The organism is Rickettsiales bacterium (assembly GCA_035765535.1).
Classification (GTDB): domain Bacteria; phylum Pseudomonadota; class Alphaproteobacteria; order Rickettsiales; family JABCZZ01; genus JABCZZ01.
In genome coordinates this window covers 57,660-78,416 of record DASTXE010000004.1, presented here as the reverse complement: position 1 = coordinate 78,416, position 20,757 = coordinate 57,660, and the positions used below count along the sequence as shown (strand labels likewise).

Here is a 20,757-nt window from a genome sequence, read left to right as displayed (position 1 = left end):
TCAGGCTCATCGCGCAGGCCGCGTAGGCCGTAGCGGGAGCATGGAAAGAAACAAAGTGATGGGGAACCACCCAAGCCGTTGGATAACTTGTCGCATGCGGCCCTTACGTTAAGGTGGGTGCCATGTAATCAAAAAACTCTGTTTTAAGATCAGGGACAGCTCCCTATGCGAAATTATCGGCCCAAGGAACTAAGATCCTGACGCACTCAGCAGAACCCCATCGCAGCCACTATATAGGATTTGAAGGGATTACACAATGGGGTATGCCGGATTTTATACGGCAGAAGCTTCCAAAAGCGCGGTTTGCGGGTAGTGTGTGAGAAAATAATGCGCTTCGGGTGAGCGGGCGAAATCGTTTGCCAGTCTTTCGATCTGCCGCAATGTAATCCGTTCCTTGCGACCGATTGTCTCAGTATTATTCCTGCGCATGGCACCAGGGAGGATCTCCAGCAGTTTTTCCAGCCGTTTTATGATCTCCCCGGCCTGTTCAAGCGTTTCCTTATCCTGAGTGGTTGCAACACCTTTTTCGACGCTTTCCTGGGCTTTTGCCAGGGTTTTGATCTGTTCACCCGTCTGCACGGCATAGTCATGGATGACCTCACCGATTCCAACCCTGCTATCCGCCACGGCTGCGAGCACAGACAAAACTTTGGCAAAAATGCTGTTTTCCCCTGACAACGCCCGTGAGGGTGGTGTATAGGTGGTTGATACGTAAGATAATTTGTTAGCCATATATGATCTCCATGACGATATACTAACCTAGAGAGGTTAAGAAAAGCTTAAGATCAATTACAGGTTGTAGAGAAAAATATGATAGGAAAGCTTAAAGGCCGGGTGGACGATACGGATGAAGACTCGGTAATCATTGATGTTGGCGGGGTCGGATACCATGTTTTCTGCTCTTCGCGGACGCTGGCGGCGCTTCCGGGCCGGGGAGAAGCTGCGGAACTTGTGATTGAAACCCATGTGCGCGAGGAACATATCCATCTGCTCGGTTTCCCCGACATGTATGAACGTGAGTGGTTCCGCACATTGACTGGCGTCCAGGGGGTTGGGGTAAAGATGGCGCTCGCTATTCTCGGTGTATTTACGCCTGCGCAGCTTGCCCAGGCGATTGCCGCTAAGGATACGAAGTCGCTGACCCGCGTGAGCGGTGTGGGGCCGAAACTGGCTGAGCGTCTTACGACGGAGCTGAAAAACAAGATTGCGAAATTGCCGTCGGGCGCGTTTACACCGACTGCCGCTAAGTCCGGCGGAGCAGGAAATGGATTGCCGCTGCCTCCCATGAGCGCCAGCGAAGATACGATCTCGGCGCTCGTGAATCTGGGTTATAGCCGCTCGGATGCATACAATGCCGTAGCGATGTCGGTTTCAAAGCTCGGGCAGGGCGATCACTCTGTAGATGTGCTGATCAAAGAAAGTCTGCGCGCATTGGTGCGGTAGTTCTATTTACTTTTTCTTAGTGCCAATGGATGCTGCGAGAGCAGGATAGGAAATATCTTTTGCAGGGATGGTGACAGTAGGGTTGCCATCTGCGAATGGGGCTACTTCATAGGCCTGAAAAACCACTTCCACCCCGTTCTTATCCAGCACCAGCGTGCAGCCCTGGCATTTCCCATCTTTGATGAATGCATCTTTGCGGCTCTCGATTTCGTCGCGGAATATGCCGTCTGCTTTCGGCGCGAGCGCATTATAGATAACCCTATTGACGTCGGCGATTCTCTTGTTGTCGAATATATCGGCCGGGGAAAGCACTTTGCCGGAATCGAGGTCGATTATCATTCCTTCCACCGTGCCGTTACCGTGCGCGCCGCCTTCGTAAGCCCAATCGGTGAAGCGTAAGCCCAGAAAATGCGGTGAGTTGAAGGTTACCTCATAATTATGCGTGACAGAAAAATTGTCGGCGCTGCTTTTAGCGTCAACTGCCGTGCCCTGGCATTTCAACTGCTCTGCCGATTTCATGATCGTATCGTTGATGGCGGCTTGCTTGTCGGCATTGCGCATGCCGCTGATCGAAGGGTAGATGATGTCGGATTCACAGAGGCAACCGCCAGTGCCGTCGCATTTGGGAGGAGAGAATATTCCTTTCTGCATGACCTGGCTGTTTACGGTGACATCTGCCTGTACGGCCCCGGCCGCGCATAGCAGGGTGAAGCATAATAATGATTTCAGTACGATGTTCATTTTGCTACCCCGATGGTTTTACACTCTTTATATATTGACAATTACTACTATCGTTTGTGGCAGACAACCAGTTATTCAGAACGTGATTCGCATACATGAAAGCGTTATACCGAAAGCTTGCCGCATCTCTTGAATCCGAACAGGAACGTTTTGCTCTCTGGATTCCTGTCTGTATGGGATTCGGCATCGCATGGTATTTTCATTTACGCTCTGAGCCGCCGCTCTGGCTTGGCAGTGTCTGCATGATAGCTGCCGCACTCATTGCGTATGCTGCGCGTAGACGTGCTGCGATACTCTATTATATATGTATCGCTATTTTATTTGCTGCATTCGGAGTTACGCTTGCGCAGTGGCGCACGTATCATATTCATTCCCCGCATCTGACGGCGACGCTTCCACCTGTGCCGGTGAGCGGCAAGATCGCCGAGATCGCACCGACGCCAAAGGGCAGCAAACTAATTTTGAAAGATGTCACGATTACAGGCATCGATGCTGAGCACACACCGCATTATATAAGTGTCACGTTGCATATTTATGATCCGCATCTTGTGACGGGGCAAATTGTGCACTTACGTGCGGGGCTGTTTCCACCGCCTGAGCCGGATGTTCCGGGTGGGTTCGATTTCAGCAGGTATTTTTATTTTCGCGAGATCGGCGCAGTCGGTTACGGCATCGCGCCGTTGGAGGCGGTGCCGCTGAAAGAATCTGGTGCGAGCGGATTCGATATCTGGTTTGCGGAGTTTCGTCATCGCCTTACCGAATCTATCCGCAGCTACTTCCGCGAGCCTGCCGGTTCCGTTGCGGCCGCATTCATTACGGGCGAGACGCGTGAGATTCCTGAAAGCGTCAATGACGATATGCGAACGGCAGGGCTCTATCACCTGCTTGCGGTTTCGGGCATGAATCTTTCCGTGGTGGCGGGACTTGCGTTCTTTTCGCTGCGCCTGTTATTCGCCAGCATTCCTGCATTGGCGCTGCGTTATCCTATCAAGAAGTGGGCAGCGCTGCTGGCGCTGATTGCAAGCTATCTGTATCTGCGCGTGGCAGGTGCGCCTGTTTCAGCCGAGCGTGCATTCTTCATGGTCGCATTTATTTTTATCGCCATACTGCTCGATCGCGATCCGATGCCGATGCGTTCCATTGCCATCGCTGCGTTCTGCATCATGCTGTATGAACCCGAAGCCGTGCTGAGCGCAAGCTTCCAGCTTTCCTTCAGCGCGACGGCAGCTTTGGTTGCTTCTTATGAATGGGGTGTGGAGCGGTTCGCACAGCGCGGAAGGGAAGCGGGATTCAGCCTGTGGCGCATCATATTTTATTTCGCTGCTGTCATGATGACATCACTTGTTGCATGGCTCGGCACGGAGCCGCTCATCATTTATCACTTCAATCAATTTTCGAGTTACAGTTTGCTGGCCAATACGGTAGCTGATCCGCTTGTGTCGTTTATTCTGATGCCACTTGTTATTGCGGGCGTGCTGCTTTTGCCGTTCGGTGCGGCGTGGATTGCATTTGCCCCTATGCAATACGGTATTGATTTGCTGCTGCGCATTGCAGATTGGACGGCGCATCTGCCGCATGCGATGTGCATTGTTCCGAATCCTTCCGATGCAGGTTTCGCACTGGCGATGCTCGGCGGCATCTGGGTGTATTTCTGGAAGACGCGGATGCGCTGGATCGGGCTGATTGCCGTTATTACGGGGATGTCTACTTCGTTTGCCTATGTGCCGCCTGATTTATTTATCAGCAGTGACGGAAAGCATGTGGCGGCGAAACTTGACGGCGGAAAGATGGTGATGGTACGCGGAAGAGATACAGGCTTTAACGCGGCTTCCTGGGCGCGTGCGGCGCTTGAGCATGAGTATGTTGAGAAGGATGATGCGCCTGTGCGCTGCGATCGTGCAGGATGTGTTCTGCATATGCGCGGACATACGGTTTCAGTGTTAAAAAATACAGATGCCCTTGCAGATGATTGCGCAGAAAGTGATGTGATCATCATCGCAACAGCCGTTGATCATGCAACATGCCGTGCTTCACTCATCGTCGATAAAACACTGCTCGAGAGAAGCGGAAACATCGCAGTGTTTTTTGAGAATGGAAAAATCAGAATCGCTGAAAGCCGCAGCCAGCAAGGTGTTCGGCCGTGGTCACTTTTTTGATCGCGCGTTGTTTTTTGCGATGATGATGTATGCTATTATGCCTGAAACTGAGTGTGAGCGCGGTGTTCGTCTGTTGCAAAAATATCTATAATGAACACAAATAATACGTCCGGTAGAAAAACATGCTGATGTTAATAGAAATTTAACTTTTTTTCTGTATTAATAGGAATGTTGTTTAACCAAAAAGGAGACTCACAACATGACTATGGTAAAAAAAGCAGCAGCCAAGAAACCGGCTGCAAAAAAGACCGCCGCTAAAAAGCCGGCAGTTAAAAAAGTAGCCGCTAAGAAGCCGGCTGCTAAGAAAACCGCTGCTAAGAAACCGGCAGCTAAGAAAGTAGTTGCGAAGAAATCCGCAACCAAGAAACTCGTAACCAAAAAGTCGGCTAAGCCGTCGATCAGCGTTGTAGCTAAAGCTGCTACCGCTCGTAAGGTTCCGACCGTACGTAAGTAATAGTATTTAATACTATGAGAAGAGGGTAAGCTATTGCTTGCCCTCTTTTTTTATGTCTGAAATTCAGACGTTTATGTAAACAGGATTTACTTTCCTCAGTGCTGTCTGTACACAGCTAGCTACAGTTTGATTCAAATTTATATCTCTATGCGTACGCTTGTTCTTTCGCCTATTCTTAAACGTGTCACGACTCCGCGCCTTCCGCAGGCGCGGCTGGAGGAGGCTGTCAACCTCACACAGGCGATTGCACTGGAAGTGGTCGATGCCGTACTGGTGACGCTTGCGACGATACGGCCTGCGAGTTATCTCGGGCAGGGGAAGATTGATGAACTGGCGGCACTCATTGAAGAGAAAGAGATCGGCCTTGCCGTGCTGGATTGCGCATTAAGCCCCGTACAGCAGCGAAACCTGGAGAAGGCATGGAAGTGCAAGGTAATCGACCGCACTGCACTCATTCTTGAAATTTTCGGCGCTCGCGCCCGTACGCATGAGGGGAAGTTGCAGGTGGAGCTGGCGGCGCTTAATTACCAGAAAAGCCGCCTTGTGCGTTCCTGGACCCATCTTGAACGCCAGCGCGGCGGTTTCGGCTTCCTTGGCGGACCGGGTGAGTCGCAGATCGAAATTGACCGCCGTTTGATCCGTGACCGCATTGCCAGGATCAAACGTGAGCTGGAAAGCGTGGTGCGGACACGCGAGCTTCACCGCAAGCGCCGCCGCGATGTGCCGTATCCGCTGGTGGCGATTGTCGGCTATACGAATGCCGGAAAGTCCACGCTGTTTAACCGGCTGACGGGGGCGGATGTGATGGCGATGAACAAGCTGTTTGCCACGCTCGATCCCACTTTGCGTAAAATCAAGCTGCCTTCAGGGCTGGAAGTCATGCTTTCAGATACGGTGGGGTTCGTTTCCGACCTGCCGCATGAGCTGGTGGCGGCATTCCGCGCGACGCTGGAAGAGGTGCGGGAGGCCGATCTTCTGCTGCATGTGCGCGATATTTCGCATCCGGACAGCACCGAGCAAAAAGATGACGTCATGCAGGTGCTGGGTGGTTTGCTGGATGAGGAAACGCTGGCTTCCAATATGGTGGAGGTCTGGAATAAGATCGACCTGCTGGAAACACCGCCTGAAGGTGCTGGAATTGCTGTTTCTGCGCTGACAGGGGCAGGCGTAGACCAATTACTGGAGCGGTTGGATGAGCGGCTGAGCGCGTTGTTTATGACGGTGCTGACGCTGGATATTCCGGCTGCGGAAGGGGAGAAACTCGCCTGGCTTTACCGCCATGCCACGGTATTGGCGCATGAGGAGCAGGATGGCATAATGCATATTACTGCGCGTATGACGCATGAGAATGCGGCAAGATGGCAGAATCTGGGAAGTTAACCTCTGGAGGGGCCACCTGGTTTTACAGCGTTCATAACCTGCTGCCCTTTATCCATCAGTTGCTTCTGTATGGGTTCAAGTACCTTTGTGACCGTATCTAAGCCTTCGGAAAGCTTAGGATGAAGCGCTCCCAGCATGGTTTTCAATTCCTCACCTTTTTTGGAGAGAGCCTCTCCAATTTGTCCGTGAGTTGCAGGACTTAAGACCTGTGCGATCATGTCGTCAATATCCAGATTTCTGCCGCTGATGGCGCCAATGGTTTTGGCGATCCGGCTCGTATTGCGGTAATGGGCTGCCAGCTTGAAGAGAGGGGAGTTCATATTGCCTGAAACCCTTGCTATGTCTTCAATAGCAGTCATTGTTTCCCCGATGGCCTGGCCGCGCGGTTTGTTTGAGAACATACGTGATGTTGTTTTTTCACCTATTACATTCAGTGCCTTCTCGAATGCATCATCGGCAACAAATGTTTTTGTAATAGCTGCTTCATCCCATTTTAAGGCCTCTACGCTGCTTTTGTATTGTGGATGTTCCACGAAAGCAGCTACAAAATCCTTGGCCTCGCTCTTTCCGGCTTTAAGCGCTGTCTGCAACTCAACGATACCCCTTCTTACATTGGGATCTGCAATCTTTTTAATTTGCTGCGGATTGAGGTCTGTGATTGTCTGGACTAAACCATCTGTTCTGGCTTTGTTTTCCTCGGCAACTTTCCTGTCCGCTTCTGTTTTGGCTTTTTCTTCTTGCGCTTTCAATTCATCCTGAATCTTTTTAGCGACTTCAGCATCGGCCTGCTTCTGCTGCATGGCATCTGCCTGCAGTTTGGCTTCCAGCTGCATTTTTACTTCGTGTAGCTTCAATTTCTGGTCGAATGACAACCCTTGCATTTCCTCATCGGAAAAGCCTACCATTTTCTGAAGCTCTTCACTGCTGACTGTAGGCGGTGTCTGGGTAGGGGCAGAAGCCATAACTATTCTCCGCGGAATACTCGATTCTTTTCAAAAACTATAACATGGATTTGTTACAGTTTTATGAATATTGCGGGCGAAAAGTCATTTTTTCGGTGCTGGAGCCGGCGTTTTTAGAGTTTCAGGCTGTTTTTCCTGTTTTTGAGTAGATTCCTGCGGTTTGGCAGGCTCTTTCGGCGGTTCCTGCCAGCCGCCGCCCAGGCTCTTATACACAGCGATAAAATCCTGCGCGCTATTGGCCGTTGCGTCTGCGAGCTGGCTTTGTGCACTGTAGAGGGTCTGCTGCGCTTCCAGCGGCTCGGCCATGGAGGTCACGCCGTCTTTGTATTTTGCCTGCGCAATATCGGCCGCATGAGCATCCTGCTTCACAATCCCGTCCATATACTCGCGGCTAGCTTCCTGCTTAGTGTAGGCCGAGAGCGTGCTTTCCACATCCACCAGCGCGGCGATGACGGATTTTTTATAGGTTGCGAGCGCTTCGTTCTTCTGTGCCTTAGCGGTTTCAATACCGGTGACGACATGGCCGTAATTGAATACCGGCCATAAGAGATTGCCACCTACATTCCAGGATTTGTTGGGAGCACTTACAAGTTTATCCGTTGTCGTGCTTAAGAAACCGAAGAAACCCGAGATGGATATATTCGGAAAGAGCTGAGCCTTTGCTACGCCGATTTCTGCGACGCTGGAAGCGAATTTGCGTTCTGCCTCGCGCACGTCAGGGCGGTTGGCGATCACTTCCGCTGGTGCGGCCAGCACGATGTTTTTATCAGCCACAGGAATCGGTTTTACTTCTGCTACCAATCCATGCGCGGTGCCGGGCTGTTCAGCAAGCAACAGGTCCATCGCGTATTCGCTCGTGGTCAGCAGGTTCTGATAATACAGCACTTGGAATTGTTGCTGCATCAGGCGTGCCTGCGCCGGGATAACGCCGGTTTCCGGAATGCTGCCTGCTGCATACAGGTCTTTCTGGATTTTTAGCGTTTCTTCCTGTGCCTTCACGCTCTGCTGAGCGATGGCAACCTGCGCCTGATAACGGCGTATATCCATATAGGTGCGTGCAATCTCGGCCAGTGTGCTCACGCGCACTTCGTCATTGTAAGCATGTTCGGCGCCGAACAATGCAAAAGCGGATTCAATAGCGCGGCGGCTCTTGCCGAACAGATCCAGCTCCCAGCTTGCGTCAAACCCGGTCTGGAATATGTTGAACGGTTTGGGGAAAGAGGTTTTGCCGAAAGCGATCTGGTTGCCTTCGCGCATGCCGCTTGCCATCGCATCCACCGAGGGCAAGAGGTCCGACTTGGCGGAACGCAGCGCGGCACGTGCTTCCTGTATACGTGCTTTAGCGATTTGAAGATCCAGATTCTGCTGCAGCCCTTTTTCGATCAGGCCGTCCAGCACGGGGTCATTGAACTTCTTCCACCATTGCAGCTGTGCAAGTGCCTGCTTGTCCAGTGTCGGTTCCTGCTTGTGTTCAGCTGCAGGCTTGCTGTCGCCCAGCTGTTGTTTCCAACCGATGGGCAGCGGGTCATTGGGTTTATGATAATCCGGGCCGACCTTGCAGCCGGGAAGCGCCAGGCAGAGCGCGAGCGCGCTGGTTGCCAGCAACGAGAGAGAGCGTTTTTTGCGAATCGGATGTTGCATGTTGCGGTTCTCCATTAATGCGCTGCGCCGGGAGCGGCTTTATGGTGTGGGTCGTTATAAGGCATGAATAATGCTATCAGCGCTAGTGCTCCCATGACAAGCCCTACCACTCCGAATGCTTCACTGAAGGACAGGATATTCGACTGATGCAGCAGCTGCTGATAGATTTTTCCGGTGGCCTGGCTGGCCGCGGATGTCGCGGAATAGCCATGCGCGATGGCGTTCTGCGTGAAGCGATGCAGGGCGATATTGTAACCGGGTTCTGCAGGTGAGAGATGGCTCGCGAGAAAGGTCTGGTGCCGTTGGCCTGTGCGTGCAACGAAGCTTGTCAGCGCAGCAATGCCTACGCTGCCGCCAAGATTGCGCGCCATGGCGAAAATGGCGGAAGCCTTGTTGCTTTTTTCCTTTGGAATATGCGAGAAGGCCAGCGTGCTCAGCGGAATGAACAAGAATGGCAGTCCGGATACCTGCATGATACGCATCATCACAAAATGCGGATAGTCGGTTTGCGGCGACATGCCCATTGTAAGCAACATACCTGTGCCGCATAATGCCATGCCGATTGCGACAAGGTAACGTGACGGAAACTTGCTCACAAGCTTGCCAGCTACCGGCATCAAAAAGATCACGAACATGCCGCCCGGAGAGAGAATCAACCCTGCGAGTGTGGCATCATATCCATATTCGGACTGGACGAGCAGGGGAAGCAACGTGCTGCCGCCATAGAGACTTGCCCCGACGAAGAACATCATCAGGGAAGCCATGCCGAAGCTTGGATTTGCAAACAGACGAATATCCACGACAGCATCTTTCTGCTTCAGCAGCCAGAACACGGAAGCTGCAAGGCAGACAAAGCTGATGCAGGCGAAAGTGATGATGAAGTCGCTTGCGAACCAGTCGTCCTGCTGGCCTTTATCGAGCACGACCTGCAATGCGCCGAGTCCCAGTGCGACAAGGCCCAGGCCGATATAGTCGATGGTGCGCTGGCCGTTGGCGCGTGCGTGCGGCGGATCCTGGACCATGCGCTGCACGAGCAGCACAGCGATAATGCCGACCGGCACGTTAGCGAAGAAGATCCACTGCCAACTAAAATTGTCGGTGATATAGCCGCCGAGTGTCGGACCGAGAATAGGAGCCACGACCATGGTGATGCCGGTGATACCGAAAGCTGCGCCGCGTTTTTCCGGCGGGAATGCATCGAGGATGATCGCCTGCTGGATCGGCTGCAATCCGCCGCCGGAAAGGCCTTGGAGCAGGCGGAAGAAGATCAGCATGCCAAGCGATGTGGACATGCCGCAGGCAAAAGATGTGGCTGTGAAGGCGGCGATGCATAATACGAAGAACCGTTTGCGCCCGATCACACCCGCAAGCCAGCCCGACAAAGGCAATACGATGCCGTTTGCAACGAGGTATGAAGTCAGGACCCAAGTACTTTCATCCTGGCTTGCCCCCAGCGTTCCGGCGATGTGCGACAGCGACACGTTCGTGATGGTCGTATCGAGCACTTCCATGAACGCGGCCAGACTCACCACCACGGCGATCAACCATGGATTGTATGTATTCTCTTCGGATGTTTCTGTCATTTTGTGTATACGGTCGGTTCGACGGACATGCCGACGCCAAGCGAAATATCGGAAGAAGGCGGCGCATCAAACAGGATCTTGACCGGCACGCGCTGGACGATCTTGACGAAATTCCCCGTTGCATTTTCTGGCGGGAAAGCGGAGAAACGCGCTCCCGTTCCGGCCTGGATACTGTCTACCTTGCCCTTTATTTCAAGCGAAGGGAATGCATCCACATGAATGGAAGCAGGCTGGCCCGGATGCATATTCTTCAACTGGGTTTCCTTGAAGTTGGCGACAACCCACATCTGTTTTCCTACGATAAAACCAAGCTGCTGAGCCTGCTGCACGTAATCGCCTTCCTCCACAGCGCGGCGGGTGATCCTGCCGTCCTGCGCTGCGTATATTTTGGTGTCCGCAAGGTCTTTCTCGGCCTGCTCAAGATCCGCCTTGGCCTGTGTGACCTGCGCGGCTAATTGTGCACGGCCGGCTTCCGCGGATAGAATAACTTTAGGTGCGGTCTGGGCGGAGCGCAATCTTGCTTTTGCATCTTCGTAATTGGAACGCGACGTTTTTTCGGCAGCGACGGCGGCATCCAGCTGTTCGCGCGAGCGTGCTTCGTTGCTGAGCTTTTTCATGCGTTGCAGATCATTTTTTGCTTTCTGCCAGGTAGCCTGCGCGGCATCTACCTGCGCCTGCGCCGCTTCCAGATTAGAAGGTGCGGAGACGCGCGTTGTCTCAAGGTTATGGCCGGATGCGGCATAAGCCGATTCTGCAGCCCCTAGCTTGGCGCGGGCGCTGTCACGTCTGATGACATAGTCACGTGGATCGATTTCCAGCAGCAGGTCGCCTGCTTTTACGACTTTATTGTCTTCGAGGTATGATTTGACAACGTAACCCGCCACTTTCGGGCTGATGGCAACGACATGGGCATCGATTGTCGCATCGTCGGTAGATTCTTCACCGGCATGCAGAAAAAGGTAGCCGCCAAATGCAATCAGCACGACGGCTACAATGAGCAGGAGCTTGCTTTGTTTCGAAGTAATTGCCATGACGCGATTCTATATCCATTCCCAACCCATTTGCAAATAAATTAATTGCCAAGGCAGCGATTTTTTTTAACACGATTCTATATATTGATTTTTTACAGTAATTTATTGCAGACTGACCGGTATAATTAGCGTTCAACCCTTTGGTTGGGTTTTGACCGGGTTTGATGAAAATCAATGAGCGCAGCTTTGCAGCCTTGTATAACAAAATAATCAACCCCATATTTATAAAATAGTATGTTACACCGGGAGGAAGCATCATGAATTTCGAACAGTTTACCGATAAAGCCCGTGCCACGCTGCAGAGCGCGCAAACCTTTGCCGTCGCGCGCGGCCATCAGCGTTTTATGCCTGAGCATATATTGCAGGCGATGCTGGAGGATCGTGACGGGGTGGCTTTACGTCTCCTGCAGGCAGCAGGCGGCAATGTGGGGCAAATTACATCGCGCGTGAGTGAAGAATTGGCGAAGCTGCCTAAAGTGGCGGGCAGCGGGGCAGGGCATCTGAGCCTGGTTCCCGAAACAGCGCAGATTTTTGAAAATGCAGAGCAGCTGGCAAAGAAGGCGAAGGACGAATTCGTCACGCAGGAACGTCTGCTGCAGGCTATCAGCATGGGCAGTTCGGCGTCCGCCAAAATTCTGTCCGAAGCGGGCGCGAATCCGCAGGTGATCAACAAAGCGATTGAAGATATGCGTAAAGGGCGTGCCGCTACTTCGGCCAATGCGGAAGAAGGATTTGACGCACTCAAGAAATATACGAAAGACCTTACGGAACTTGCAAAGAACGGCAAGCTCGATCCGGTAATCGGGCGCGATGAAGAAATTCGCCGCACGATGCAGGTGCTCTCGCGGCGCACGAAGAATAATCCTGTACTGATCGGCGAGCCGGGTGTGGGTAAGACCGCTATTGTGGAAGGGCTGGCTTCGCGCATTATCGCGGGCGATGTGCCGGAGAGTCTCAAGCATAAAAGACTCATGTCGCTCGATATGGGCTCGCTCATTGCCGGTGCGAAATATCGCGGTGAATTCGAGGAACGTTTGAAAGCGGTATTGTCAGAAATCGGACATGCGGGCGGTGAAATTATTCTGTTCATTGACGAGCTGCATGTGCTGATCGGTGCGGGGCGTACGGAAGGCGCGATGGATGCCTCCAATCTGCTCAAGCCTGCGCTGGCACGCGGTGAACTGCATTGCGTAGGCGCGACGACGCTTGATGAATACCGCAAGTATATTGAAAAAGACGCAGCGCTTGCACGGCGTTTCCAGTCCGTGTTCGTGTCAGAACCGACCGTGGAAGATACGGTTTCCATTTTACGCGGCTTGAAAGAAAAGTACGAATTGCATCACGGTGTGCGGATTACGGATAACGCGATTGTGGCGGCGGCCACACTTGCCAATCGCTATATTACGGATCGCTTCCTGCCGGACAAGGCGATCGATCTTGTGGATGAAGCCGCAAGCCGTCTGCGTATGGAAGTGGACAGCAAACCGGAAGAGATCGACGAACTCGACCGTAAGATTATCCAGCTCAAGATCGAGCGTGAGGCGCTGAAGAAGGAAAACGATCCGGCGTCGCAGGCGCGTCTCACGAGATTGCAGACGGAGCTTGGCGAGCTGGAAAAAGAGAGTGCCGATCTGACCTCGAAATGGCAGTCGGAAAAAGTGCAGATGCAGAATGTCCAGAAGCTGAAGGAGCAGATTGAAGAGGCACAGCGCCAGCGTGATATTGCGCAGCGTCAGGGCGATCTGGCGAAAGCGGGTGAGATCGTTTACGGCGTGCTGCCCAAACTCATGCAGCAATTGAAGGATGCGGAAGGTGTCAGCAAGAATGCGATGCTCGCTGAGACGGTATCGCAGGAGGATATTGCGTCGGTCGTATCGCGCTGGACCGGTATTCCGGTGGACAAGATGCTCGAAGGCGAACGCGAGAAACTACTGCATATGGAGTCGTCGCTGGAGAAACGCGTTGTCGGTCAGGACGAGGCGGTGGTTGCGGTTTCCAATGCTGTACGCCGCGCGCGAGCCGGGCTTGGCGATGCGGCGCGTCCTATCGGTTCGTTCCTCTTCCTTGGCCCCACGGGCGTGGGCAAGACGGAGCTTACGAAGGCGTTGGCCGGATTCCTGTTCGATGACGACACGGCAATGCTGCGTGTCGATATGTCGGAATATATGGAGAAGCATGCGGTCGCGCGTCTGATCGGGGCACCTCCGGGCTATGTCGGTTACGATGAAGGCGGTGTGATCACGGAAGCTGTGCGTCGTCGCCCGTATCAGGTGATACTGTTCGACGAAGTTGAGAAGGCGCATCCGGATGTATTCAACGTATTGCTGCAGGTGCTGGATGAAGGTCGTCTCACGGACGGGCAGGGCCGCACGGTCGATTTCCGCAATACGCTGATTGTGCTCACGTCGAATCTCGGTTCGGAATTCCTCATTGCGCATAAGGACGACGAAGAGCTCACCGGCCATACACGCGACCAGGTGATGGGAGCCGTGCGCAAGGCCTTCCGTCCCGAATTCCTGAACCGTTTGGATGAGATCCTGATCTTCAACCGGCTGGGCAAAAAGCATATGCATGCGATCGTGGATATCCAGATCGGACGGCTTGCCAAACGCCTTGCCGAGCGCGATATCGGCCTGCGTCTGGAAGACAGCGCCCGCAACTGGCTGGCTGAAACCGGCTACGACCAGATTTACGGCGCGCGTCCGCTGAAACGCATCATCCAGCGCCATCTGGAAAACCCGCTCGCGAATCTCGTGCTGGCAGGCAAAGTGCCGGAGGGCAGCATGCTGGTAGTTTCGGAAAAGGATGGCGACCTCGATATCCGTACGGAGACCGGCAAGAAGGAAGCGGCTTGATAACCTGTTGAATCAGCTGGATTGCAGGTGTCACATAACTGTCATTAGTGGCGGTTATGTGCCTGTGCTAAAATAAAAACGATCTGGTGTGACTTGTATGACCATGCGTTTTGTGGCCATCTGGTTCACCCTGCGGCGCGACAAGCGATTGTTTGCGTCCCTGAGGGTAGGGTTTTACCTGATCCCTTCATACTAGTTCGGCCTAGCTTGGCATAGAGGTGGTATACGTGGAGAACGCATTGCTGTATGCGTTCTGGTTCGTCGGAGTTTTTGGGTGGTCTTGTGCCCTTGCTCCCGACGTACGTCGACGTCTGAAGAAGGTCCCCCAGAAGGTGGCCGCTTCGGTGTTGACGCGAGAGCAGCAGACGACCCTCGTCCAGCTCATGGTGGGCTTTGTCATGTTTGCTGTGGCGGCCACTTTGGCTTCTCAGGGGAGTCGTGATTTCGTTATCACAGTCATGGCAGGTTTGGTGATCTACGGCCTGCTTGCAGATTTCGAGATCGTCAGGAAGGGACTGGCAACGCGCGCGCTCCGTCAGCGCTACTTGCAGAATGACCGGTTCGGTCGCTTCTGCGAGATCAGTGCCTATGTGAGCTCGCTGGTCTGCTACGTTCTGGCTTGGTTCCTCGGCTGGTTCTGAGGATTCCGGTGGCGGCCGTCCGTGTTCTTGCTCGTTCGGAGCAGCACGGGTGGCCGCCACGCCCCTGTCCCTGTAGCTATGGCTACCCGGAAACAGAAGGGTAAAGTGGTTCGGCTGTCCTGGAGACTATGGTGCCTTACCGTTCTTCAAGGTGCCAGCATCGCCGCTCCGTTTGTATGGCGGCGTATAAAGGGCATCAGAAAGCCCAGCACCTCCCTTGTGCGGTATGTGTCACTCAAGACCCAGATTGTCTTGGTGAGCATCGTTGAGGGAGTCATAGCGGTAGATATCCTTGCCGTTATGTTCAGGGTGAAGGTGCTCTTTTGTGGCATCAACTCGGCGTTGGCCTTGGGCAATGTCTACATCGTTCTGGCGATGCTGGGCATTCCCGTCATCCATACGCCCTATGCGGCATACTTGCGGAAGCGTTATCTGCAAAGTGACCGCTTCGAAAGGGGCTGCTGGATGGCGCTCTGCCTGAGCTCCGGCGCATGGCTTGTTCTCGTTGCCATCAGCGTTTGACGTGGGTGGTCGTTCGTGAAGGAGGAAATAAAATCCCTTCTTTTGTGCTCTTCGGAGTGCCACGAGCGACCGCCGCCCTCTTTTTGATTCTTCAGTATATATTATTCCAAGCAAAGCCACTGTAAGTTATTGCGGTGGGGGGATTGCTATTGCGTGAAAGCTGGCAATAAAAAAGGGAGCGAGAAGCTCGCCCCCTTCTTTGTTCAGCACTCCAGCAATTACTTGCTGAGTCTGGGCGACCATGCCGGGTCGGAAGCGTCCAGCGGTGTGGGCACTTCGCGTACGTTGCGGCCGGTCAGGTCGACCGAATAGAGTCTCGTGTGATGTCCGCGGCTCTGGCGGTAGAACATGATCACGCGGCCGTTGGGCGACCAGGTGGGGCCTTCCTCGAAGTAGCTGTGATCAAGCTCTCTTTCGCCGCTGCCATCCACGTTCATCACGCCGATGTAAAACTCGCCGCCCGCCATCTTGGTGAAGGCGATCTTGTCACCGCGCGGAGACCAGACCGGTGTGCCGTAGCGACCGTCGCCGAAGCTGATGCGGGTGACGTTGCTGCCGTCAGCATTCATCGTATACAGCTGTTGAGAGCCGCCGCGGTCGGAGTTGAAGACGATCTTGCTGCCGTCGGGTGAATAGGACGGCGAGGTGTTGATCGCGTTACCCGTATCCGTCAGCTTGTGCAGATGACGGTTGCGCAGGTCCATGGTGTAGATCTGCGTGCTGCCGCCATGTGCAATCGACATGATCACGTGGTGGCCGTCATTGGCGAACTGCGGTGCGAAGGACATACCTTCGAAATGGCCGAGCGATTCTTCCTGCCCGGTCTGCAGGTCACGCAGGTAAACGCGCGGCTGCCTTCCTGCATAGGACATATACAGGATTTCCTGCGTATTGGGCGAGAAGCGCGGCGTCAGCACGAGCTGGCTGCCGTCGGTCAGGAATTTATGGTTTGCGCTATCCTGATCCATGATCGCCAGGCGTTTGACGCGACGACGGAACGAGCCGCTTTCCGCAACATAAACGATGCGGGAATCGAAATAACCCTGTTCGCCGGTGATGCGCTTATAGATTTCGTCTGCCACCAGATGGGCGATGCGACGCCAGTTGGTGGAAACGCTGTTGAATTCCTTGCCTGCGATCTGGGTTTCGCCCAGTACGTCCCACAGGCGGAATCCGACGCGCATCCTGCCGTCCGATGTCATGGTGATCGTGCCGGTTACGAGACCCTGCGCGTTGATCTGGCGCCAGTCCGGGAAGTGCGGAATCGCGTTGCCGGAGGAGATGCGTTCAATGAAGGCACCCTTGTCGATAGGGCGGAACAAGCCGGAACGTTCAAGATCTGCGGCGACCACATCCGAAATCTCACGGCCAACCTGCGCTGCGCTCGGATCAGCGGCGATCAGATCGTTAATGGCAATCGGAACAGGCTGAATATTGCCGCTGGTAATATCGATATGCAATGCGGCCTGTACCGGTGCGGCACCCAGCAGCATTGCGGAAATAGTGAGCAGGAAACCTGCAAGTCTTGCTTTCATAATTACCCCTGAAAAAGTCTGTTGCATGCGCCAGTATTAGTACATCGGCTAAACAGGTCAAGCATGGAATAAAGCCTTATTCTATAAACAATGTATAAAAACATGTTTCAGAGTGGGGCGGCTCCGGGACTAATGATTTTTAACGCAACAACGCTGGTTAACGCATAGGCAGAGGCAGGAATGAGCCGGTTATAAAACGCCAGTTTCTCAGCCGGTTGGCGGAAATCCGCCTTTTTTTCGCAATATGTAACAAAAACTTCATAAAGTTTTCCTGTAATATACTGGCTGAAAAGGGCAATATATCATAAGGAAAGGTATATCCGACAGTAACCTATGGCAGTAGAAACGCAGAACCGACCGATGGCTCCCCCTGCCGCGCAAACGGGGCAGCAAACACCGTCGCCACAGACGGCAGGGGATGCTGACGCCACGAATGCGGCTAATGCCGGGAAGCAGGCGCTGCCGATTCAGGGGCGGTTCTCCAATTATATTGCACCTTATTTACGCCTGATATTGCCTCTGCTGACTGCGCGTTACCTCGTGGAAGGTGTGGAGAGACTGAATCCACTTAACATGCTGAAAAAGGGCCAGCCGGCTCAGCAGGCGTACTGGCAGAAGAATTTCTTCGCGCTCGGATGGGGTGCGCTCGCTACGGCAGTGACCGGCTATTACACTCGGAAAACCTACCAGGATATTAAGACCGTCTTCGCCGAGGCGGCCGGTTACGAGCTTAATAAAGCGCCTAATGAAATTACCTTTAACGATATGCGTCAAAGCACGAATCCGTTGCTGAAGACAACCATGAAAGCGCTTACGCGCCGCACGGCAATGCGGTTTGCGGCGGACGCCACTTTGTTCCTGCCCTGGCATGTTCTGAGCCATCCTACTGAACCGGGCACTAAAATACGCGATGCGGATGCTTATCAGGCTAACTCGCGCATGGGGACTGGCGTTATCGCGTCTTACCTGTTTATGGATGCTTTCACGCGTAAGGAATCGCTGTTCGAGCTGCTGCAGAATCTGGTGGATGACAAGATCCAGCATAATACGAATAATCCGTACGACATTATCCAGACCTCGGATATCAGCAGCATGTTGCTGATTTACCGACGCGGGCAGGATAAATCCTACCAGCCGCCTGCTCCTGCGACACAGGCAGCGCATGACAATCAACGGGTGGCGGCATTCATTGCGGACCGGATGAACCAGACTTACGGTAACACACCCCGGGAAGAAAATGTGGATCTCACTGTGGGTAAGGTATTGTTCCTCCTGGGCAACGGGTTGATGGATAAATTCCCTGAAAACATGGCCTACGTAGAATTGGCCGGTAAGGGGAAAGGGGTGGAAGAAGTCAAGCAGGTCGCGGCTGCGATTGCGAAAGGGGCTGACCCCATTGCCACCTTTGCAGAACATGGCGTAGTGCTGGATGCGCAGGGCAATGCACGCACTGTGACGATGGAACAGCAGCCACAGCCTGAACAGGCTCCCATGCGCTTTACGGATCGTGTGCAGCAACCCCAGAGCCATATTCCTGAGACAGCAAGAACGCCGCAGGATTTTGCTGCCCAGACCGGAAGCGGTCCGGCTCTTGGCCATTAATTTCAACTTAGCAATTCCCTTTTTAAGGCTTCCGTGCTATGGTTGCGGCCTGTAAGTGGCTCAATATAAGGCTTTCAAGAGGTTGATCATGAAGATATTCGTCTACGGCACGCTCAAAAAAGGCGGCATCCTGCATAAGCACATGGAAGGCGCCAAGTTCATCAAGAAAAAGTCGATTACGGGCTATGTGCTGTATCTTGCGCCGGACGAGACCTATCCGCTGCTGTATTTTACGGGCAAGAAGAAGGATGTCGTGGTCGGCGAGTTGTGGAAAATCAATAAGAAGCTGAAGGGCAAGCTGGATAAGTACGAAGAGGGTTATGTGCTGAAAAAGCTGCTGAAATCGCAGTTTATGACTTATTATCCGGCGTTTGATGTTAAGCACACTTGCGAAAAGATTCCTGTCACGGAAAAAGGCAAATACGAGTTCGACGTGGCCAAGAATGCCTATAAGGGCTTTTACGGCAAGAGCCACGATATCGTGCTGGTAAAGAAGAAAACTTCTAAACCCGTGTCCTAAGCAGTATTTGAGCGGCTTTTTCGCCGTAGTTGCAAGGGACGCGGAGGAGGCGAAGCCGACGACCTCGCGGGGGAGTCCGAACAGAGTTCGGATGGGGGCAGCGTGCCCCCCATATTATACCCTTAAAATTAATAATTGCGCCGTGCGCCGATTTTCGATAATAAATGGCCCAAATCTTTAACGCTTAAGGAATATTATCATGACGGAAACGACATACGATCTCGTAGTTATCGGCGGTGGACCGGGCGGCTATGTGGCTGCCATTCGTGCGGCGCAACTCGGCATGAAAGTGGCGTGCGTCGAAAAGCGTGGCAAGCTCGGCGGCACCTGCCTCAATGTCGGCTGTATTCCCTCCAAGGCGCTGCTGCATTCCTCCGAATTGTTCGAAGAAGCCGTTCATGGCGCTAAGCACGGTATCGTCGGCAAGATCAGCCTCGACCTGAAAGCGATGCTCGCCCGCAAGGACGACGTGGTCGAGAACCTGACCAAGGGCATTGAAGGGTTGTTCAAGAAAAATAAGGTCGATTACATTATCGGTTCCGGCATGATCGCGGGCGTAGGCAAGGTCGGCGTGACCACGCCGGACGCGAAATCCCTGCTGCTGAACACCAAGCGCATCCTGATTGCGACGGGTTCTGAAACCACCCCGCTGCCGGGCGTGACGATTGACGAAAAGCGCGTGGTTTCTTCCACGGGTGCGCTGTCGTTCCCGGAAGTGCCGAAGAAGCTTGTGGTGATCGGTGCGGGCGTGATTGGGCTTGAGTTGGGCTCGGTCTGGCGCAGGCTCGGTGCGGAAGTTACGGTGGTCGAATTCCTCGACCGTATTACGCCGGGGCTTGATGCAGAAGTGGGCAAGCAGTTCCAGAAGATTCTCGAGAAGCAGGGCATTGCATTCAAACTCGCCACAAAGGTTACGGGCGTGAAATCGGATGCGAAGAAAGCCGTTGTGACGGCGGAGCCGGTTGCAGGTGGCAAGGCGGAAGAAATCAGCGCGGATTATGTGTTGGTCTCCATCGGCCGCAGAGCTTACACGCAAGGGCTGGGCCTCACTGAACTCGGCGTGGCGATGGATGAACGCGGCCGCGTGAAAGTGGACGGTCATTTCCAGACCAACGTTGCTGGTATCTACGCAATCGGCGATGCGATTGCCGGACCGATGCTTGCGCATAAGGCGGAAGAAGACGGTGTTGCGGCTGTGGAAAGCATGGCGGGGCAGAAGGGTCATGTGAATTACGATCTCGTTCCGGCGGTTATCTACACGATGCCGGAAGTGGCGAGCGTCGGCAAGACCGAAGAACAGCTCAAGGCCTCGGGCGTGAATTACAAGGTCGGCAAGTTCCCGTTCCTCGCTAACTCACGCGCACGCGCTGTGGGCAATACGGATGGGTTTGTGAAGATCCTGGCCGATGCCAAGACGGATGAAGTGTACGGCGTGCATATCATCGGCCCGCAGGCTGGCACCATCATTGCCGAAGCGGCGATTGCGATGGAATTCCGTGCTTCCTCCGAAGATATCGCCCGCACCTGCCATTCGCATCCGGATTTGAACGAAGCCGTGAAAGAAGCGGCGCTTGCCGTGCTTGGGCGCGCGATCCATATCTAATTACGGTCCCCGCTGCGGCATGAGTTTTTACACTCTGCCGCAGCGGAGGTTTAGGATTGTAGAATCTGATTCACAGGGCACTGCGCTG

Annotated in this window: 16 protein-coding genes, 1 other RNA gene and 1 pseudogene; 10 read left to right on the top strand and 8 right to left on the bottom strand. The window is 53.6% G+C overall.

The genetic code is table 11. The features are described from left to right. Window positions 1-59: 59 nt before the first annotated feature. Together ssrS and VFT64_06235 are read right to left on the bottom strand one after the other, a co-directional pair. Window positions 60-219: non-coding RNA, 6S RNA (gene ssrS, locus VFT64_06240), on the bottom strand. A gap of 54 nt (window positions 220-273) precedes the next feature. Beyond that, on the bottom strand, window positions 274-732 hold the full coding sequence (locus tag VFT64_06235; GenBank protein HEU5047428.1) for a hypothetical protein: 459 nt from the start codon (window positions 730-732) through the stop codon (window positions 274-276). A 78-nt stretch (window positions 733-810) separates the two neighbouring features. On the opposite strand from VFT64_06235, the gene ruvA reads away from it, so the two are divergent. After that, a complete protein-coding gene (ruvA, locus tag VFT64_06230; GenBank protein ID HEU5047427.1) occupies window positions 811-1,443 on the top strand; it encodes a Holliday junction branch migration protein RuvA in 633 nt (210 codons plus the stop codon). Between the two features lie 6 nt (window positions 1,444-1,449). Here ruvA and VFT64_06225 read toward each other — a convergent pair whose 3' ends face one another. Then, the gene (locus VFT64_06225; GenBank protein HEU5047426.1) at window positions 1,450-2,184 is read right to left on the bottom strand and encodes a DUF3298 and DUF4163 domain-containing protein; all 735 of its coding nucleotides are present in this window, start codon (window positions 2,182-2,184) and stop codon (window positions 1,450-1,452) included. A gap of 95 nt (window positions 2,185-2,279) precedes the next feature. Here VFT64_06225 and VFT64_06220 point away from each other — a divergent pair, with 95 nt between their 5' ends. From VFT64_06220 to hflX, 3 genes and pseudogenes are all read left to right on the top strand, one after another. Then, window positions 2,280-4,340, top strand: a complete 2,061-nt coding sequence (locus tag VFT64_06220; protein ID HEU5047425.1) for a ComEC/Rec2 family competence protein — start codon at window positions 2,280-2,282, stop codon at window positions 4,338-4,340. Window positions 4,341-4,530: 190 nt separating this feature from the next. Continuing rightward, window positions 4,531-4,794 (top strand): annotated as a pseudogene (locus VFT64_06215) (hypothetical protein). Between the two features lie 147 nt (window positions 4,795-4,941). Further along, window positions 4,942-6,174 carry a GTPase HflX gene (hflX, locus tag VFT64_06210; protein ID HEU5047424.1) on the top strand — a complete coding sequence of 411 codons (1,233 nt, stop codon included), beginning with the start codon at window positions 4,942-4,944 and terminating at the stop codon, window positions 6,172-6,174. Here hflX and VFT64_06205 read toward each other — a convergent pair. From VFT64_06205 to VFT64_06190, 4 genes are all read right to left on the bottom strand, one after another. Then, a complete protein-coding gene (locus VFT64_06205) occupies window positions 6,171-7,136 on the bottom strand; it encodes a hypothetical protein (protein HEU5047423.1) in 966 nt (321 codons plus the stop codon). The two genes, hflX and VFT64_06205, sit on opposite strands and share 4 nt — an antisense overlap. Window positions 7,137-7,220: 84 nt before the next feature. After that, window positions 7,221-8,777 (bottom strand): efflux transporter outer membrane subunit, encoded by a 1,557-nt coding sequence (locus VFT64_06200; protein HEU5047422.1) that lies wholly within the window; start codon window positions 8,775-8,777, stop codon window positions 7,221-7,223. A gap of 14 nt (window positions 8,778-8,791) precedes the next feature. Continuing rightward, entirely contained in the window at window positions 8,792-10,360 is a 1,569-nt protein-coding gene (locus VFT64_06195; GenBank protein ID HEU5047421.1) for a DHA2 family efflux MFS transporter permease subunit, read from the bottom strand. Next, entirely contained in the window at window positions 10,357-11,391 is a 1,035-nt protein-coding gene (locus VFT64_06190) for an HlyD family secretion protein (protein HEU5047420.1), read from the bottom strand. The genes VFT64_06195 and VFT64_06190 overlap by 4 nt, the downstream gene beginning before the upstream one ends. Window positions 11,392-11,648: 257 nt before the next feature. Here VFT64_06190 and clpB point away from each other — a divergent pair, with 257 nt between their 5' ends. The 3 genes from clpB (at window position 11,649) to VFT64_06175 (ending at window position 15,409) form a co-directional block, all read left to right on the top strand. Next, the gene (gene clpB, locus VFT64_06185) at window positions 11,649-14,246 is read left to right on the top strand and encodes an ATP-dependent chaperone ClpB (protein ID HEU5047419.1); all 2,598 of its coding nucleotides are present in this window, start codon (window positions 11,649-11,651) and stop codon (window positions 14,244-14,246) included. Window positions 14,247-14,473: 227 nt separating this feature from the next. Continuing rightward, a complete protein-coding gene (locus VFT64_06180) occupies window positions 14,474-14,887 on the top strand; it encodes a hypothetical protein (GenBank protein ID HEU5047418.1) in 414 nt (137 codons plus the stop codon). A gap of 219 nt (window positions 14,888-15,106) precedes the next feature. Next, window positions 15,107-15,409, top strand: a complete 303-nt coding sequence (locus tag VFT64_06175; GenBank protein HEU5047417.1) for a hypothetical protein — start codon at window positions 15,107-15,109, stop codon at window positions 15,407-15,409. 218 nt (window positions 15,410-15,627) lie between these two features. Here the strand turns inward: VFT64_06175 and tolB are convergent, their stop codons facing one another. Beyond that, on the bottom strand, window positions 15,628-16,944 hold the full coding sequence (gene tolB, locus VFT64_06170; protein HEU5047416.1) for a Tol-Pal system beta propeller repeat protein TolB: 1,317 nt from the start codon (window positions 16,942-16,944) through the stop codon (window positions 15,628-15,630). 333 nt (window positions 16,945-17,277) lie between these two features. Between tolB and VFT64_06165 the strand changes: the two genes are divergently transcribed. From VFT64_06165 to lpdA, 3 genes are all read left to right on the top strand, one after another. Further along, window positions 17,278-18,546 carry a hypothetical protein gene (locus tag VFT64_06165; GenBank protein ID HEU5047415.1) on the top strand — a complete coding sequence of 423 codons (1,269 nt, stop codon included), beginning with the start codon at window positions 17,278-17,280 and terminating at the stop codon, window positions 18,544-18,546. Window positions 18,547-18,634: 88 nt separating this feature from the next. After that, window positions 18,635-19,066 (top strand): gamma-glutamylcyclotransferase family protein, encoded by a 432-nt coding sequence (locus tag VFT64_06160; protein ID HEU5047414.1) that lies wholly within the window; start codon window positions 18,635-18,637, stop codon window positions 19,064-19,066. A gap of 199 nt (window positions 19,067-19,265) precedes the next feature. Continuing rightward, complete coding sequence (lpdA, locus tag VFT64_06155; protein HEU5047413.1) at window positions 19,266-20,669, top strand: dihydrolipoyl dehydrogenase; 1,404 nt, start codon at window positions 19,266-19,268, stop codon at window positions 20,667-20,669. Window positions 20,670-20,757: the final 88 nt, after the last annotated feature.

Coding starts and splice junctions, on each gene's coding strand:
- ruvA (HEU5047427.1), top strand. CDS start 811: ATGATAGGAAAGCTTAAAGGCCGGGTGGACGATACGGATGAAGACTCG.
- clpB (HEU5047419.1), top strand. CDS start 11,649: ATGAATTTCGAACAGTTTACCGATAAAGCCCGTGCCACGCTGCAGAGC.
- VFT64_06235 (HEU5047428.1), bottom strand. CDS start 732: ATGGCTAACAAATTATCTTACGTATCAACCACCTATACACCACCCTCA.
- hflX (HEU5047424.1), top strand. CDS start 4,942: ATGCGTACGCTTGTTCTTTCGCCTATTCTTAAACGTGTCACGACTCCG.
- VFT64_06195 (HEU5047421.1), bottom strand. CDS start 10,360: ATGACAGAAACATCCGAAGAGAATACATACAATCCATGGTTGATCGCC.
- VFT64_06205 (HEU5047423.1), bottom strand. CDS start 7,136: ATGGCTTCTGCCCCTACCCAGACACCGCCTACAGTCAGCAGTGAAGAG.
- lpdA (HEU5047413.1), top strand. CDS start 19,266: ATGACGGAAACGACATACGATCTCGTAGTTATCGGCGGTGGACCGGGC.
- VFT64_06220 (HEU5047425.1), top strand. CDS start 2,280: ATGAAAGCGTTATACCGAAAGCTTGCCGCATCTCTTGAATCCGAACAG.
- tolB (HEU5047416.1), bottom strand. CDS start 16,944: ATGAAAGCAAGACTTGCAGGTTTCCTGCTCACTATTTCCGCAATGCTG.
- VFT64_06165 (HEU5047415.1), top strand. CDS start 17,278: ATGGCAGTAGAAACGCAGAACCGACCGATGGCTCCCCCTGCCGCGCAA.
- VFT64_06225 (HEU5047426.1), bottom strand. CDS start 2,184: ATGAACATCGTACTGAAATCATTATTATGCTTCACCCTGCTATGCGCG.
- VFT64_06160 (HEU5047414.1), top strand. CDS start 18,635: ATGAAGATATTCGTCTACGGCACGCTCAAAAAAGGCGGCATCCTGCAT.
- VFT64_06200 (HEU5047422.1), bottom strand. CDS start 8,777: ATGCAACATCCGATTCGCAAAAAACGCTCTCTCTCGTTGCTGGCAACC.
- VFT64_06190 (HEU5047420.1), bottom strand. CDS start 11,391: ATGGCAATTACTTCGAAACAAAGCAAGCTCCTGCTCATTGTAGCCGTC.